This is a genomic window from Cryptosporangium sp. NPDC048952 (genome assembly GCF_043197895.1).
Classification (GTDB): domain Bacteria; phylum Actinomycetota; class Actinomycetes; order Mycobacteriales; family Cryptosporangiaceae; genus Cryptosporangium.
Window position 1 is genome coordinate 83,958 of sequence record NZ_JBICTY010000003.1, and the last position, 15,831, is coordinate 99,788.

Sequence of the window (15,831 nt, forward strand, 5' to 3'; positions counted from 1 at the left end):
GCGGGAGGTCCGGTGCGGCGCGGGCGTCGCCGCGGGAGGTCCGGTGCGGCGCGGGCGTCGCCGCGGGAGGTCCGGTGCGGCGCGGGCGTCGCCGCGGGAGGTCCGGTGCGGCGCGGGCGTCGCCGCGCGGGGTGCTTCGCGTAGGAGTTCACCGAAGGAGTGCCCGCGGTGGCTCCGATGTCGACGTGCCCGATTGGTCGGGGGCTCACCGCGAGTTGTCGGGCCTACGACCGATTTGCGGGCCTACCTCGGCCGATCGTTGGGCCGGGAACTCGTCGTTAGCCGGAAAACCCGTCGGGGCCGACGTGTTGCGGCCGCGTCAGATCGTCTTCACTCGTCGTGAACGCTCTGACCGGGCCGCCCGGACGGACGGGCCGAAGGCTCGGCTCACACAGTCCGCGATCCCGGCCATCGGCAGTACTTTCCGCGCATCGGCCACTGACCGCCGCGGCGTTCTTTGGGTGCCCCCGGCAGGATTCGAACCTGCGCCCCCGCCTCCGGAGGGCGGTGCTCTATCCCCTGAGCTACGGGGGCTCAGGAACGGCTAAAGCCTAGCAGCCGCCGCGTGAAGCTTGTGCATCGGGCGGGATCAGCGGGTGGCTGTGGTGCCGTTGCTGCATGTGGCGCCCGGCTCGATCGACGCCTCGATGCGGTACTTCTCGAGGAAGGCGTCGATGCGGTCGTCGGCGGCGTCGCCGACCTTCAGTTGGTAGCCCCAGGCTTGGAGGGAAACCGGCTGGTCGAGGCCGGGGAAGGGGCTCATCAGCGTGTAGTCGTTGCCCTTCACCTTGGTGGCCAGATCGGCGACCTGGTCGGCCGGGAGGTCGGGGCGGTAGGTGATCCAGACGGCGCCGTGTTCGAGGCTGTGGACGGCGTTCGGGTTGCCGATCGGGGCGGCGTAGACGTCGCCCTGGCAGTTCTGCCATTCGGCGGCGTGGTTGCCGCCTACCGGCGGGGACACCGGGTAGGTGACGTCGCCTACGACGTGCTGTTGGGTGAGCATGTCGGGTCGGGTAGCGCGGTAGTCGACTACGCCGTCGATGGCGGCGGTTGCGGTGCCGGTGGCGGTGTTGGCGCTGTCGCGCAGGAGGAACAGGCCGGCGACGGCTGCGCCGCCGCAGAGCGCGAGCACGACGACGACACCGATCACGATGCCGGCGATGAGTTTGCCGTTGCTCTTCTTGGGTGCGGGTGCGCCTGGATAGCCCGGTGCGCCTGGATAGCCCGGTGCGGGCTGTGGGTAGCCGCTGGGCGGGTAACCGCCGGCCGGGTAGCCGGGGTGCGCGGCTGGGTCTGGGTAGCCGGGGTGTGTTGTGGCGCCGGGCTGCGTCGGAAAGGGCGGCTGTGCTGGGAATCCGGGCTGTCCGGGGCCGGGCGGCGCTGAGTAGCCGGGGTACTGGGAGGCTCCCGGCGGTGCCGGAAAGCTCGGAGGGGGAGGAAGCGGCGGAGTCGCCGCCCCCTCGGGCGGCGGCATGGGTGCCGCGCTCTCGGCGCCGCTGGTGGGGACCGGGTCGGCCGCGCCGAACGGGCCGCTCGCAGGGGGCGGGCTGTCTGTGGGGGGCGGGGATTTGGCGGGAGGTGAGCCGTCGGTGGGAGACGGGGGCTTGGCGGGGGTGCCGTCTGGTGGTGTCCAGCTCATTTCGACCCGCTCAAGCGCTTCTGCTCCTGCTGCAAGGCGTCGATCTCCGACTCCTGCGACTGTTTGATCTGGTTCGCCAGGTACAGCACCTGGTCGTCTTTCGCCTGTTCGAGCGCGGCGTCGGCCATGTGGATGCCGCCCAGGTGGTGCGCGATCATCAGCTTGATGAACAGCTGATCCCTCGCGGTGCCGGTGAGCGTACGCAGCTGCTGGAGCTGCTCGTCCGTGGCCATGCCCGGCATTCGCCCGTCGACGATCAGAGCACGGCCGCCGTCCGGCATCCAGGCCATCTGGGGTTCCGTGGTCGTCGGGTTCAGGTCCCAGTTCCGCAGCCAGCCGATCATCAGGCCGATCTGGGCCTGCTGGGTGAGCGTGATGTCGACGGAGATTTGACGGAGCGGGGCGTCGTCGGTGACCCGGTATTCCAGGGACGCCATCGTCACGGCCTGGGCGTGGTGGGTGAGCATGTCGCGGGTGAAGCCCGCGTCGGCCGAGTCGTCGGCGGGGCGGTGGGGGAGGCCGACCCAGACGCCGATGCCGAAGCCGATGGCCAGCACGAGGACGCCGGCCATCGCGGCGCGGAAGATCCGCGTCTTCCGCCCGGCCCGCGACCGCCCGCCTTCCGCGTCGTCGTCGCCCTCGTCGAGGTCCGCGTCCCCGTCGTCGTCCATGTACGCGGACGACGACGCGGCGCGCGTTTCCAACGCGCCGGGGAGGGCGGCGGCGTCGGCCGACATGTCGGCTGCTTCCAGCTCGTCGAGCCGACGCCGCGCGCTCGCGAACCCCCGTCCGTGCGCCACTACGTGCTCCGAATCAGCTGCCGGTGTTCGCGTCCGCGTCGCCGTTCTCCTGCGGCGTGTCACCGGTCACGGTGACGCCGTTGGAGCAGGCCGCGCCGGATTCGACGCTCGCGTTCAGCCGGAACTGGGTGATGAACTCGTCGATCCGCTTGTCGCTCGCGTTGTCGACCTTGAGCTGCAGGCCCCAGGCCTGCAGGGAGATCGGCTTGTCGAGCCCCGGGTACGGGCTCATCAGCATGTAGTCCTTGCCCTTGACCTTCTTGGCCAGCTCCTCGATCTGAGCGGCCGGGAGGCTCGGGTTGTAAGTCACCCACACCGCACCGTGCTCGAGGCTGTGCACCGCGTGCTCGTTCGGGATCTGCTTGGTGTAGACGTCGCCCTGGCAGTTTTCCCACGACCCGTTGTGGTTGCCACCCGCGGGCGGGCTGGTCGCGTACTTGACCTTGCCGGTGACGTGGTTCCGCTCGGTGACCCACTTCGCGTCTTGCGCGCGGTAGTTCTGCATGCCGTCGATCTGCTGCGCGCGACGCTCACCGAACGGCTGGCTGGCGTCCCACGAGTACCAGATGCCGTAGCCGACGATGCTCAGCGCCACGATGCCGACGATGCCGCCCAGGACGATGTTTCCCCAGGGCAGGCCCGTGCTCTTGACTTTCACCGGCTGTCGGCCGCGGCCACCGCCGCCCTTGCCGGCCGGACCCTTGCCCGGCCCACGGCCGCCCGGGCCCTTGCCGCCGCCGGATCCGCCGCGCCCGGGTGCGGTCTTCGCGCCCGCCTTCGTCCCCGTGGCCTTTGCCCCGGTCGTCTTCGCAGCGCCGGGCTTGGAAGCCCCGGCCTTCGCAGCCGCCTTCGGCGCGCCCGCCTTCACAGCCGAGTTCGCAGCGCCAGCCTTCGCCGCGCCACCCTTGGCCGTGCCCGCCTTGGCCGCGGTCGCCTTCGTCCCGGTCGCCTTGCTCGCGCCCGGCTCCGCCGAGCCAGCCGCATCCGCGCCCGGCTCCGCCGAGCCAGCCGCATCCGCAGGAGCAATGGTCGCGTCAGCGGTCTTCTCGCGCGTCAAACCGATCGCGTCGGAATCCGAGATCACGTCGGTATCCGAGATCACGTCGGGAGCCGAGGAAGCCGACGGCTCGTCGGTGATCGCTTCGTCGCTGGCAGGAGCCGTGGGTTCGACGCTCTTCGGAGCGGGCGACTTACCGGAGGAGCCGCGCTGCGGCCGCTTGCCGGAACCGGACCTGCGCTGCGTGCTGTTGGACGGCATGGGACCTTTCATGACTTCCGTGCGCGGGCTCGCTCTACCAACGAAGCCTCAGGGAGGGTGCTCACCGAAACCCGACCGATCAACGATCATCGGCCACGCCTCGTTCCGCGCGCTCGCCCGAAGGGCACGGGCACGCGTGCGCTCGCCCCACGGTAGCGGGCGGGGCTGTCCTACGACGCTCGATAGCATGACGTAGTGACTCCCGATGCCCTTTCGGCCGCGATCCTGACCGCGGCGCGTGCCGTCTTCGCCGACCGCGGACTCGACTCCGCGGTACTGCCCGACTCGGTGGCGGTGGAGCGACCGCGCAACCCGGAGCACGGCGACTACGCCACGAACATCGCGCTCCAGGTAGCGAAGCGAGCCGGCGCCAAACCGCGCGATCTGGCCGGGTGGCTCGCCGAGGCGCTCCAGAGCACGGACGGCATCAAGACCACCGACGTCGCCGGCCCCGGCTTCCTCAACATCACGCTCGACGCCGCGGCGCAGGGCGAACTGGCGCGCACGATCGTGACGAGGGCCGAGACCTACGGCCGCACGGACACGCTGCAGAAAAAGCGCATCAACCTCGAGTTCGTCTCGGCGAACCCGACCGGACCGGTACATATCGGCGGTGTTCGCTGGGCGGCGGTCGGTGACTCGCTGGCCCGCCTGCTCGAGGCGTCCGGCGCCGAGGTCACCCGCGAGTACTACTTCAACGACCACGGTGCGCAGATCGACCGGTTCGCCAAGTCGCTCCTCGCGGCGGCGAAAAACGAGCCCACGCCCGAGGACGGTTACGGCGGCGACTACATCGCCGAGATCGCGGCCCAAATACAACAGGCCCATCCCGACGTGATGCAGAGCGACGACCCGCAGGAAGCTTTCCGCCAAAAGGGCGTGGACCTCATGTTCGACGAGGTGAAGCGCAGCCTGCACGACTTCGGCGTCGATTTCGACGTGTACTTCCACGAGAACTCGCTGTTCGAGTCCGGTGCCGTCGAGCGGGCCGTCGCCACGCTGCGTGAACATGGTCACATCTACGAGAAGGACGGCGCGGTCTGGCTGCGCACCACCGACTTCGGTGACGACAAGGACCGTCCGATCATCAAGAGCAACGGCGAGGCCGCGTACATCGCCGGTGACGCCGCGTACTACCTCGACAAGCGGGCTCGCGGCTTCGAGATCTGCATCTACATGCTCGGTGCCGACCACACGGGTTATGTCCAGCGGCTGCGGGCCCTCGCGGCCTGCGCCGGCGACGACCCCGACTACAACATCCAGGTGTTGATCGGGCAGCTGGTCAACCTGGTCAAGGACGGTCAGCCGGTCCGGATGTCCAAGCGGGCCGGCACGGTCGTGACGATGGCCGAGCTGGTCGACGCGATCGGCGTCGACGCGTCCCGGTACGCGCTCGCGCGCTCCAGCGTCAACCAGACGATCGACATCGACCTCGACCTCTGGGCCCGGCGCACCAACGACAACCCGGTGTTCTACGTCCAGTACGTCGCGGCCCGGACGGCGGCCGTCATCCGGAACGCGAAAGACGTCGGCATCGTGCTCGACGAGAGCACGTTCAAGCCCGAACTGCTCACCCACGAGCGCGAATCGGCGCTGCTCGGTGCCCTCGGTGAGTTCCCCCGCGTCGTCGCCGGCGCCGCGGAACTGCGCGAGCCGCACCGGGTCGCCCACTACCTGGAGTCGCTCGCGGCCACCTATCACCGCTGGTACGACGAGTGCCGGGTGATCCCGAAGGGAGACGAGGAGATCACCGACCTCAACCGGACCCGGCTCTGGCTCAACGTGGCCACCCGCACGGTCGTCGCGAACGGCCTCGGCCTGCTCGGCGTGTCTGCACCGGAGCGGATGTGAACCGCCGTCGTCGGACGCCGAGCGTGTCTGCTGCTGCGTACCCGAGGGGGCGGATGTGAGGGCGCACCCGGCCGGACCCCGGCACGCAGAGGTTCTGCCCGCCGCGCACCTGGGTGGCCCGGCCCAGGACCTCAACCGGCTGGACCCAGCGATCTGGCCGGCCAACGCCACCCGGGAAAACGGCGTTCTGCACCTCGGCGGCATCGACGTCCGCGACCTGGCCGCCGAGCACGGCACGCCCGCGATCGTCCTCGACGAGGGTGACTTCCGGTCGCGGGCGAAGGCCTACGCCGAGGCGTTCGCCGGTGGCGACGTCTTCTACGCCGGCAAAGCGTTCCTGAGCCGCGGAGTCGCCCGCTGGGTGAAAGAAGAGGGCCTCCACCTGGACGTCTGCACCGGCGGAGAACTCACCGTCGCCCTCGCGGCCGGCTTCCCGCCGGAGAAGATCGCGCTGCACGGCAACAACAAGTCGCACGCCGAGCTGCAGAAAGCCGTCGAGAACGGCGTCGGACGAGTCGTGCTCGACTCCTACGTCGAAATCGTGCGCCTCGCGGACATCGCTCAAAAAGCCGGAAAGACCATCAAGGTCCTGGTCCGCGTCACCGTGGGCGTCGAGGCCCACACCCACGAGTACATCGCCACCGCCCACGAGGACCAGAAGTTCGGCTTCTCGCTGAGCGGCGGCGAGGCGGCCGAGGCCGTGGCGCGCGTGCTGCGTCAGCCCGGTCTCGAACTGGTCGGCCTGCACAGCCACATCGGGTCACAGATTTTCGACACGTCCGGCTTCGAGGTCTCCGCACACCGGCTCGTCGGGCTGCTCCGCCAGATCCGCGACGAGCACGGCGTCGAGCTGCCCGAGCTCGACCTCGGCGGCGGCCTGGGCATCGCGTACGTCGACGGCGACACTCCGATCGAGGTCGACGTCGTCGCGAAGGAGTTGCGGCGGATCGTCGAGACCGAGTGCGCGAACGCCGGGCTCCCGCTGCCGCGCCTCGCGGTGGAGCCGGGCCGCGCGATCGTCGGCCCGGCCGGCGTCACGCTGTACGAGGTGGGCACGGTCAAGCCGGTCGAGGTCGGCACCGGCACGCGTACCTACGTCAGCGTCGACGGTGGCATGAGCGACAACCTGCGCACCGCGCTCTACGACGCCGAATACACGTGCGTGCTCGCCTCGCGCGCCAGCGACGCACCGCCGATGCTGGCCCGCGTCGTCGGCAGGCACTGCGAGAGCGGGGACGTCGTCGTGAAGGACGTCTGGCTACCCTCCGACACGGTGCCGGGCGACCTGCTGGCCGTCGCCGCCACCGGCGCGTACTGCCGGAGCATGGCCAGTAACTACAACCACACGCCGCGTCCGCCAGTGGTCGCGGTGGCTGACCGGGCCGCCACGGTCCTGGTCCGCCGTGAGACGGAGGACGACCTCATGCGGCTGGACGTCGGATGAGCAAGGAGCCTGCCAAGCAACCTTTGAAGGTTGCGATTCTCGGTTGCGGCACGGTCGGCCGTGAGGTCGTCCGTCTACTGCAAACTCAGTCCGACGATCTGAGGGCGCGCATCGGTGCGCCGCTGGAGATCGCCGGGATCGCGGTGCGCCGCGGCGGCCGCGACCGTGGTGACCTGGGCATCGACCCCGCGCTGTTCACCACCGACGCCCACGCGCTGGCGGTGCGCGACGACGTCGACCTGGTCGTCGAGGTCGTCGGCGGCATCGAGCCGGCCCGCAGTTGGCTGGTCGACGCGCTGAAGGCCGGCAAGTCCGTGGTGAGCGCGAACAAGGCGCTGCTGGCCGAGGACGGCGCGACGCTGCAGGACGCCGCCGCGGCCGGGGGAGCAGACCTCTACTACGAGGCCTCCGTCGCCGGTGCGATCCCGATCATCCGGCCGCTGCGCGAGTCGCTGCACGGCGACCGGGTCACCCGCGTGACCGGCATCGTCAACGGGACGACGAACTACATCCTTTCCCAGATGGACTCCACCGGCGCCGGCTTCAACGAGGCGCTGGACGAGGCCACCGAGTTGGGTTACGCCGAGGCCGACCCCACCGCGGACATCGAAGGCTTCGACGCCGCCGCCAAGGCCGCGATCCTCGCGTCGCTGGCGTTCCACACCCGTGTCACGGCGGCCGACGTCTACCGCGAGGGCATCACCGAGGTCACCGCCGCGGATGTGGCGAGCGCGAAGGCCATGGGCTCGACGGTGAAGCTGCTCTGCATCGCCGAGCGGCACCTCGACGAGAACGGCGGGGAGTCGGTGAGCGTCCGGGTGCACCCGGCGATGCTTCCGCGCACGCACCCGCTCTCCTCGGTGGGCGACGCCTTCAACGCGGTCTTCGTCGAGGCCGACGCCGCTGGTCAGCTGATGTTCTACGGGCGGGGCGCCGGTGGCGCGCCCACCGCCAGTGCCGTGGTGGGCGATCTGGTCGCGGTGGCACGCAACCGGCTGGCAGGCGCCCGCGCCACCGCCGAGTCGCCCTACGCGGACCTGCGCATCCGCACGGTCGCCGACGCGCTCACGCGCTACCACATCTCGCTCGACGTCGCGGACAAGGCGGGTGTGCTCTCCGAGGTGGCAGCCGCCTTCGCCGGTCACGACGTCAGCATCTCCACGGTCCGGCAGGAGGGGCGTGGCGACGACGCGACGCTCGTGGTCGTGACGCACACCGCCACCGACGCCGCACTCGCGGCCACCGTGGACGCGTTGCGCGAACTGCCGATCGTCCGGAACGTCGTGTCCGTCATGCGAGTCGAAGGGGGAGAGGTCAGATGATTCCGGCCGGAACCACCAGGAGCGGGTCGAGACCGGCCTGGCGTGGGATCATCGAGGAGTACCGGGAGTTCCTGCCGGTCTCCGACGACACGCCCGTCATCACCCTGCGGGAAGGTGGGACGCCGCTCTTCCCGGCGCCGATCCTCTCCGACCGCACCGGGTGCGAGGTCTACCTCAAGATCGAGGGCGCCAACCCGACCGGTTCCTTCAAGGACCGCGGGATGACGATGGCGATCACCAAAGCCGTCGAAGAAGGCGCCAAGGCGGTGATCTGCGCGTCGACCGGAAACACGTCGGCGTCGGCCGCCGCGTACGCGGCGCGCGCCGGGCTGGTCTGCGCGGTGCTCGTGCCGCAGGGCAAGATCGCGCTCGGCAAGATGGCGCAGGCGCTGGTCTACGGCGCAAAGCTGTTGCAGGTCAACGGCAACTTCGACGACTGCCTGCAGTTGGCGTCGAAGCTCGCGCTGGAGTACCCGGTGAGCCTCGTGAACTCGACGAACGAGTTCCGGCTCGAGGGGCAGAAGACCGCGTCGTTCGAGATCGTCGACGCGCTGGGCGACGCACCCGACGCGCACTTCCTGCCGGTCGGCAACGCCGGGAACATCACCGCGTACTGGCGTGGGTACGTGCAGACCGCTCAGCACGGCTGGGCGTCGAAGAAGCCGGTCATGCGTGGGTTCCAGGCCGCAGGGGCGGCGCCGCTGGTGTCCGGTGAGGTCGTGCGCGAGCCGTCGACGATCGCGACCGCGATCCGGATCGGCAACCCGGCGTCCTGGACGAAGGCGATCGCGGCGCGCGACGAGTCGGGCGGCAACATCGAGGCCGTCACCGACCGCCAGATCCTGGCGGCGTACCGGCTGCTCGCCCGCTCCGAGGCCGTGTTCGTCGAGCCGGCGTCGGCGGCGTCCGTGGCGGGCCTGCTCGCCGCGTCCGAGGCCGGGACGCTGGAGCGCGGCCAGCGGGTCGTCTGCACTGTCACCGGCAACGGCCTGAAGGACCCCGACTGGGCCATCTCCGGAGCCCCCGCGCCCCGCACGGTCCCCGTCGACGCCGCCGTAGCAGCAGCCGAGCTGGGCCTCGCGTGAGCGCGGCGCCGTCGGCCGGCAGCCCGTCGGCCGCGGCCACGGGCGCGCCGGCTACGGCGGCCGGGGCCCCGCAGGCCGGGGCCGGTGCGGCTGCCGAACGGCCGACGTTCGAACGTGCGGCGGTGGTCGTACGACCACCGGCGACGACCGCGAACATCGGGCCGGGGTATGACGCGCTGGGTGCGGCGCTGAGTTTGCACGACGAGATCGAGATGGCGGTCGTCGACAGCGGGCTGAGCGTCGAGCTGGCCGGCGAGGGCGCGGACGACCTGCCCCGCGACGAGCGTCACCTGCTGGTCCGCGCGGCCCGCGCGGCGTTCGACCGCCTCGGTGGCCAGCCGTCCGGGCTCCGGCTGCGCTGCGTGAACCGCATTCCGCAGGCCCGCGGCCTCGGTTCCTCCTCCGCCGCGGTGGTCGGCGGCATCGTGGCGGCCCGCGGCCTGGTGGCGAACGGCGTCGAAATTCTTGACGACGCAGCCGCGCTGGCGCTGGCCGCCGAGATCGAGGGCCACCCCGACAACGTGGCGCCGTGTCTGCTGGGCGGCGTCACGATCGCCTGGACCGACGAGGTGACCGGCCTGGCCCAGGCCGCCCGGATGGATCCGGTGGCCGGACTGCACCCGGTGATCTGCGTCCCCACAACGCGCGGTTACACCGCGGAGAGCCGCAGCCTCCTGCCCGCAGAGGTGCCGCACGCCGAGGCCGCGGCCAACGCCGGCCGAGCTGCGCTGCTGGTCAGGGCCCTGACAGCGGTCCCAGAACTGCTGCTGCCCGCGACCAGGGACTGGCTGCACCAGGACTACCGCCGCCCGTCGATGCCGCAGAGCCTCGAGCTCGTCGACGCTCTGCGCGCCGAAGGCATCCCGGCCGTCGTGAGCGGCGCCGGCCCGACAGTGCTCGCGTTCGCGCGGACGCCCGAGACGGATGATGTGGAGGCGGTTGCGGCGAAGGTTGCCGGTTCGGCTACCTTTGCGGTAACCGCGGTGAGCGTTTCGACGCTCGGTGCGGTGGCTAACCTGATCCCGAGCCTTGACCAGCAGTGATGCGGGTGTGACGTAGCCCGCAGAAGTTCCACGACGCCGTCCAGGTGCCGATGGGAACACGCCGGTGGCGGGATGTGTTGCTGCGAGTGGACTTGGACGTCTACGCTGCTAGGCAGCACAGCCGCCCTCGGGCGCGCGATCACGCCGGGCCGAGTGTCTTCTTAGAGCTCCCGCCGGCAACTCCAACCGAAGCAGCGGGGGCGGCACCTGACCGCAACCGGCGCTGAGGTCGAGCCAGAGAGCGCTCCACCACGGCACCCTCTGAGGTGGTCAGGCGTGGTTGTCCCCGAACCATCCGTCTCTTGGCGAATGGTCTCAAGACCGATCGAGAGACCGGTTGCTCCATACCCGGCCGAACGGCTAATCCAGCCGTCGCCCGTCGCAGGGAAGGACCCCCATTGAGCGACACCACAGATATCGCCCCTCAGTCGCAGGACGCTTCTGCGGCGGCGGGCACCCTGGCCCAGGCGCCGACCGTCGCTGCCGACGGGGCAGGTGCCGCCGCGGCCGGCGCCCCGGCGGCCAAGCCTCGCCGTCGGGCGGGGGGTTTGTCCGGCAAGCTGCTTCCCGAGCTGCAGCGGATGGCCGCTGAGCTGGGCATTCCGAGCACCGCCCGGATGCGTAAGAGCGAGCTCGTCGCCGCTATCGAGGCTCGTCAGGCCGGAGGCCCCGCCGCCGAGTCGGCCGCGCCCAAGGCCAAGGCCGAGAAGCCCGCTTCCGTCCGCAAGACCGTGCCCGCGCCCCGTGCTGCTGCGTCCGACGCGCCCGCCGAGCAGTCGGCCCTCCCCGTGGACGCGGAGCCCGCGGTGGCTGCCGCCGCCCCGACCCGTCGTCGTCGTGCCGCGACGCGCGCCGCCGGTGCGCCCGCGAACGACGCCCCCGTCGCGTCGGCGCCGGTCGTCACCGCCGAGCCGCAGGCCTCCGCTCCGGCGCAGGCTGCCGCTCCCGTACAGGCCGCAGCGCCCGTCGAGGTTGCTCCGGTCGAGCAGCCGGCCGTCGCCGGCACCGACGCACCTGCCGTCGAGGACGGCGCCCCGCGCAGCCGCCGCGAGCGCGGCGACCGTTCGGAGCGCACCGACCGCGGTGACCGGTCCGAGCGCACGGACCGAAGTGACCGTGGCGACCGCGGCGAGCGTCCCGACCGCGGCGAGCGTCCCGACCGCAGCGACCGCGCTGACCAGCGCGGAGACCGCGACGAGCAGCGTGACGACAACAGCCGTGACGACAACCAGGGCGGAGAGCGCCGAGAGCGTTCCCGTGACCGTCGTCCGTCGGCCGACGGCGACCGCCAGGGCGGACGCGGCGGCGACGACAGCGGCGAGCGTTCGCAGGGCGACCGCGGCGACCGCGGATCGCGCAACCGCGACCGCAACCAGGGCGATCGCAACCAGGACCGCGGTCAGAGCGACCGCAACCAGGGCGACCGCAATCAGGGCGACCGGGGCCAGAGCGACCGCAGCCAGAACGATCGCAATCAGAACGACCGGAACCAGAACGACCGGAGCCAGAACGTCGACCAGGACGGCGACGACGACGGCGAGGGCGGCAGCCGCCGTCGGCGCGGACGCTTCCGCGAGCGCAACCGTCGCGGCGGCCGCACCGACAACCGCAACGAGCGCTTCGCCGGCGACGAGCAGCAGCCGCAGGTCGCCGACGACGACGTCCTGATCCCGGTCGCGGGCATCGTCGACATCCTCGACAACTACGCGTTCGTCCGCACCTCGGGCTACCTGACCGGCCCGAACGACGTCTACGTCTCGATGTCGCAGGTCCGCAAGAACGGCCTGCGCCGCGGTGACGCGGTCACCGGTGCGGTCCGCCAGCCCCGCGAGGGCGAGCGACGCGACAAGTACAACGCGCTGGTCCGGCTCGACACCGTCAACGGTGTCCCGCCGGAGGAGGCCCGGCGGCGTCCGGAGTTCCACAAGCTCACGCCGCTGTACCCGCAGGAGCGGCTCCGCCTGGAGACCGAGCCGAACATCATGACCACCCGGGTCATCGACCTGGTCATGCCGATCGGCAAGGGTCAGCGCGCGCTGATCGTCTCTCCGCCGAAGGCCGGTAAGACCTCGGTGCTGCAGGCGATCGCGAACGCGATCGCGAAGAACAACCCCGAGTGCTACCTGATGGTCGTGCTCGTCGACGAGCGGCCCGAAGAGGTCACCGACATGCAGCGGTCGGTGAAGGGCGAGGTCATCGCCTCGACGTTCGACCGCCCGCCGTCCGACCACACGACTGTCGCGGAGCTCTCGATCGAGCGTGCGAAGCGCCTGGTGGAGCTCGGGCACGACGTGGTCGTGCTGCTCGACTCGATCACCCGCCTCGGCCGCGCCTACAACCTGGCGGCCCCGGCGTCCGGCCGGATCCTGTCCGGTGGTGTCGACTCGACGGCGCTCTACCCGCCGAAGCGGTTCCTCGGTGCGGCGCGCAACATCGAGAACGGCGGCTCGCTGACGATTCTCGCCACTGCGCTGGTGGAGACCGGTTCCACGATGGACACGGTGATCTTCGAGGAGTTCAAGGGCACGGGTAACGCCGAGCTCAAGCTCGACCGCAAGATCGCCGACAAGCGGGTCTTTCCCGCTGTCGACGTGGACGCGTCCGGCACCCGCAAGGAGGAGATCCTGCTGGCGCCGGACGAGATGGTCATCGTGCACAAGCTGCGCCGGGTGCTGCACGCACTCGAGCCGCAGCAGGCGATCGAGATGCTGCTCGACCGGTTGCGGAAGAGCTCGACGAATATCGAGTTCCTGATGCAGGTGCAGAAGACGACGGTCTCGAACGACTGACCCACTCGTTCGACACGCACGGGCCGATCCCTTTCGAGGGTCCGGCCCGTGCGGTGTTTTAGACCGTTTTGGGTAGTCTTCCCGTATGCGGAGGGGGCTGGTGATCGCGCTGGTGATGGCGTTGACGCTGACCGCCTGCGGCACCGCGACGGTGCGGTCGCGGGATGCGTCGATGCCGACCGGCGATCTGGCCGGATGGCGCCGGGTCCTGAGCGACGACTTCGCCGGCACCCGCCTGAGCAGCCGCTGGGTGGCCTACGACGGGCAACCGTCGGGCGACCCGGCCGGTTGGTTCGACCCCGCCCACGTGACCGTCTCCGGCGGCGTACTGACGATTCGCGGCGCCCACCAGAAGACCCGCAAGCGGTGGGTCACCGGCGGCATCTCCACCCAGCGCAGCCTCGAGCAGACCTACGGCAAGTACCAGGTGCGCTTCCGGGCCGACAAGGGGCGCGGAATCGCCTACGCGTTCCTGCTCTGGCCGGTCGACGACAGCTGGCCGCCGGAAATCGACTTCGCCGAGGACAACGGCGACAAGCGCGACCGCCTTTACACGACCGTGCACGCGATCGGTGGCTCCCAGATCGAGAACTCGACGAGTGCGGACTTCAGCCAGTGGCACGTGGCCGGCGTCGAGTGGACGCCGGGGCGGATCGCCTACACGATGGACGGGAAAGTCTGGGCCACCGTCCACGACGACCGGGTACCCGACCAGCCGATGGCGCTCGCGCTGCAGAGTCAGGCCTGGTATTGCGGTCACACGTGGCAGCGATGCCCCGACTCCACGACCCCCGACGAGGTGAATCTGCAGGTGGACTGGGTGGTGGCGTACGCCAGGCGCGCCGCGTGAGCGACGACACCGACTGTGAGTGCGGGCACGCCCAGCGGGCCCACCGTCACTACCGCGGCGGCACCGACTGCTCGCTCTGCGACTGCCGCCGCTACCGCAGCGCCACGGGCCTGAGCGCCTGGATCAGGGCGCGCCTGAAGCGATCCTGACCAGCGGGGAATGCGTGGTTTCCCGATGTGGTTGTCCGTCTGACACACTGGACCTCATCGGTGCCGGTTCACGCTGCGCTCCACCTGGACCCCGGCGACCCGGCACCACGAGAGAAGAGGAACCATGAAGCCCGACATCCACCCGCAGTACGTCGAGACGCAGGTCGTCTGCTCGTGCGGGAGCACGTTCACCACGCGCAGCACCGCCACCGGCGGCACGATCAACGCCGACGTGTGCTCGCAGTGCCACCCGTTCTACACGGGTAAGCAGAAGATCCTCGACACCGGTGGCCGCGTGGCTCGGTTCGAGCGTCGCTTCGGCAAGCGCCAGGCTGCCGGCGCGTCCGACAAGTAGCGTCCCGAAAGCGCCCGCCTGCCCTGAAAAGGGCAGGCGGGCGCTTTGTTTTCGTCCCGGAAGTCGCTACGAGAGAGACACGATGACCGACACCCGTACCGACCGGCTGAGCACGATCCTCGACGAATACGCGTCGCTCGAGCAGGAACTGGCCGACCCGGCGGTCCACGCCGACCAGAGCCGTGCCCGCGAGCTCGGACGCCGGTACGCCGAGCTGGGCCCTGTGGTGGCCACGGTCCGCGAGATCGAAGCGGTGCAGGGTGACCTGGAGACTGCCCGCGAGCTGGCCGCCGACGACCAGGCGTTCGCCGCCGAGGCCGACGAGCTGGCCGAGCGGCTCCCGGCGCTGGAGGCGAAGCTGCGTCAGCAGCTCCTGCCGCGCGACCCGGACGACAGCAAGGACGTCATCCTGGAGATCAAGGCCGGAGAGGGCGGCGAGGAGTCCGCGCTGTTCGCCGGCGACCTGCTCCGGATGTACCTGCGCTACGCCGAGCGCGAGGGGTGGAAGACCGAGGTCATCGACTCGACGGGTTCCGACCTCGGCGGCTACAAGGACGTCTCGGTCGCGGTGAAGAGCCGGGCGGGTGCCGAGGGTGGCGTCTGGGAGCGGCTGAAGTTCGAGGGTGGCGTCCACCGCGTGCAGCGGGTGCCGGTCACCGAGTCCGCCGGGCGGATCCACACGTCGGCCGCGGGTGTGCTGGTCATGCCGGAGGCCGAGGAGGTCGACGTCACCGTCGACCCCAACGACCTGCGGATCGACGTCTACCGGTCCTCCGGTCCGGGTGGGCAGAGCGTCAACACGACCGACTCGGCGGTGCGCATCACGCACCTGCCGACGGGCATCGTCGTGTCCTGCCAGAACGAGAAGTCGCAGCTGCAGAACAAGGAGTCCGCGCTGCGCATCCTGCGGGCCCGGCTGCTGGCGCAGGCCCGGGCCGACGCGGACGCCGCCGCGAGCGACGCCCGGCGCTCGCAGGTGCGCACTGTCGACCGCTCCGAGCGGGTGCGCACGTACAACTTCCCGGAGAACCGGATCTCCGACCACCGGGTCAATTTCAAGGCCTACAACCTCGACCAGGTGCTCGACGGAGACCTCGATGCGGTGCTCAACGCACTCGTCGAGGCCGACAACGCGGCTCGCCTGGCGTCAGCGGACTAGGACGGGGCCCGAGCATTTTCATTTCTGCGTTACCGTACGGCCACTCCGCCGCCGTCCGGGTTGCTCACAAGTCTGGCTGGGTGTGTC

At 70.6% G+C, this 15,831-nt stretch carries 12 protein-coding genes and 1 tRNA gene; 9 read left to right on the forward strand and 4 right to left on the reverse strand.

Annotated elements, in window-relative coordinates; translation table 11 throughout:
- Window positions 1-462: 462 nt before the first annotated feature.
- From ACGFY5_RS16475 to ACGFY5_RS16490, 4 genes are all read right to left on the reverse strand, one after another.
- Window positions 463-534: transfer RNA gene (locus tag ACGFY5_RS16475), tRNA-Arg, on the reverse strand.
- Between the two features lie 55 nt (window positions 535-589).
- Window positions 590-1,150, reverse strand: a complete 561-nt coding sequence (locus ACGFY5_RS16480; RefSeq protein WP_392720650.1) for a DUF3105 domain-containing protein — start codon at window positions 1,148-1,150, stop codon at window positions 590-592.
- Between the two features lie 485 nt (window positions 1,151-1,635).
- The gene (locus ACGFY5_RS16485; protein ID WP_392720651.1) at window positions 1,636-2,439 is read right to left on the reverse strand and encodes a DUF305 domain-containing protein; all 804 of its coding nucleotides are present in this window, start codon (window positions 2,437-2,439) and stop codon (window positions 1,636-1,638) included.
- Window positions 2,440-2,452: 13 nt separating this feature from the next.
- A complete protein-coding gene (locus tag ACGFY5_RS16490) occupies window positions 2,453-3,307 on the reverse strand; it encodes a DUF3105 domain-containing protein (RefSeq protein ID WP_392722477.1) in 855 nt (284 codons plus the stop codon).
- Window positions 3,308-3,892: 585 nt separating this feature from the next.
- Here ACGFY5_RS16490 and argS point away from each other — a divergent pair.
- The 9 genes from argS to prfA all read left to right on the forward strand — a co-directional run bounded on the left by argS (window position 3,893) and on the right by prfA (window position 15,744).
- Entirely contained in the window at window positions 3,893-5,548 is a 1,656-nt protein-coding gene (gene argS, locus ACGFY5_RS16495; protein WP_392720653.1) for an arginine--tRNA ligase, read from the forward strand.
- A 55-nt stretch (window positions 5,549-5,603) separates the two neighbouring features.
- A complete protein-coding gene (lysA, locus tag ACGFY5_RS16500) occupies window positions 5,604-6,992 on the forward strand; it encodes a diaminopimelate decarboxylase (protein ID WP_392720654.1) in 1,389 nt (462 codons plus the stop codon).
- Between the two features lie 23 nt (window positions 6,993-7,015).
- A complete protein-coding gene (locus ACGFY5_RS16505) occupies window positions 7,016-8,314 on the forward strand; it encodes a homoserine dehydrogenase (RefSeq protein ID WP_392722479.1) in 1,299 nt (432 codons plus the stop codon).
- On the forward strand, window positions 8,311-9,399 hold the full coding sequence (gene thrC, locus ACGFY5_RS16510; RefSeq protein ID WP_392720656.1) for a threonine synthase: 1,089 nt from the start codon (window positions 8,311-8,313) through the stop codon (window positions 9,397-9,399). Before ACGFY5_RS16505 ends, thrC begins: the two co-directional genes overlap by 4 nt.
- Before the next feature lie 122 nt (window positions 9,400-9,521).
- Window positions 9,522-10,442 carry a homoserine kinase gene (gene thrB, locus ACGFY5_RS16515; protein ID WP_392722481.1) on the forward strand — a complete coding sequence of 307 codons (921 nt, stop codon included), beginning with the start codon at window positions 9,522-9,524 and terminating at the stop codon, window positions 10,440-10,442.
- A 398-nt stretch (window positions 10,443-10,840) separates the two neighbouring features.
- Window positions 10,841-13,231 (forward strand): transcription termination factor Rho, encoded by a 2,391-nt coding sequence (gene rho, locus ACGFY5_RS16520; protein ID WP_392720657.1) that lies wholly within the window; start codon window positions 10,841-10,843, stop codon window positions 13,229-13,231.
- Between the two features lie 85 nt (window positions 13,232-13,316).
- Window positions 13,317-14,081 carry a family 16 glycosylhydrolase gene (locus tag ACGFY5_RS16525; protein ID WP_392720659.1) on the forward strand — a complete coding sequence of 255 codons (765 nt, stop codon included), beginning with the start codon at window positions 13,317-13,319 and terminating at the stop codon, window positions 14,079-14,081.
- Window positions 14,082-14,354: 273 nt separating this feature from the next.
- On the forward strand, window positions 14,355-14,585 hold the full coding sequence (rpmE, locus tag ACGFY5_RS16530; protein WP_392720661.1) for a 50S ribosomal protein L31: 231 nt from the start codon (window positions 14,355-14,357) through the stop codon (window positions 14,583-14,585).
- Window positions 14,586-14,667: 82 nt separating this feature from the next.
- Window positions 14,668-15,744, forward strand: coding sequence for a peptide chain release factor 1 (gene prfA / locus ACGFY5_RS16535; protein WP_392720662.1), 1,077 nt, complete (start codon window positions 14,668-14,670; stop codon window positions 15,742-15,744).
- The last annotated feature ends 87 nt before the right edge of the window (window positions 15,745-15,831 follow it).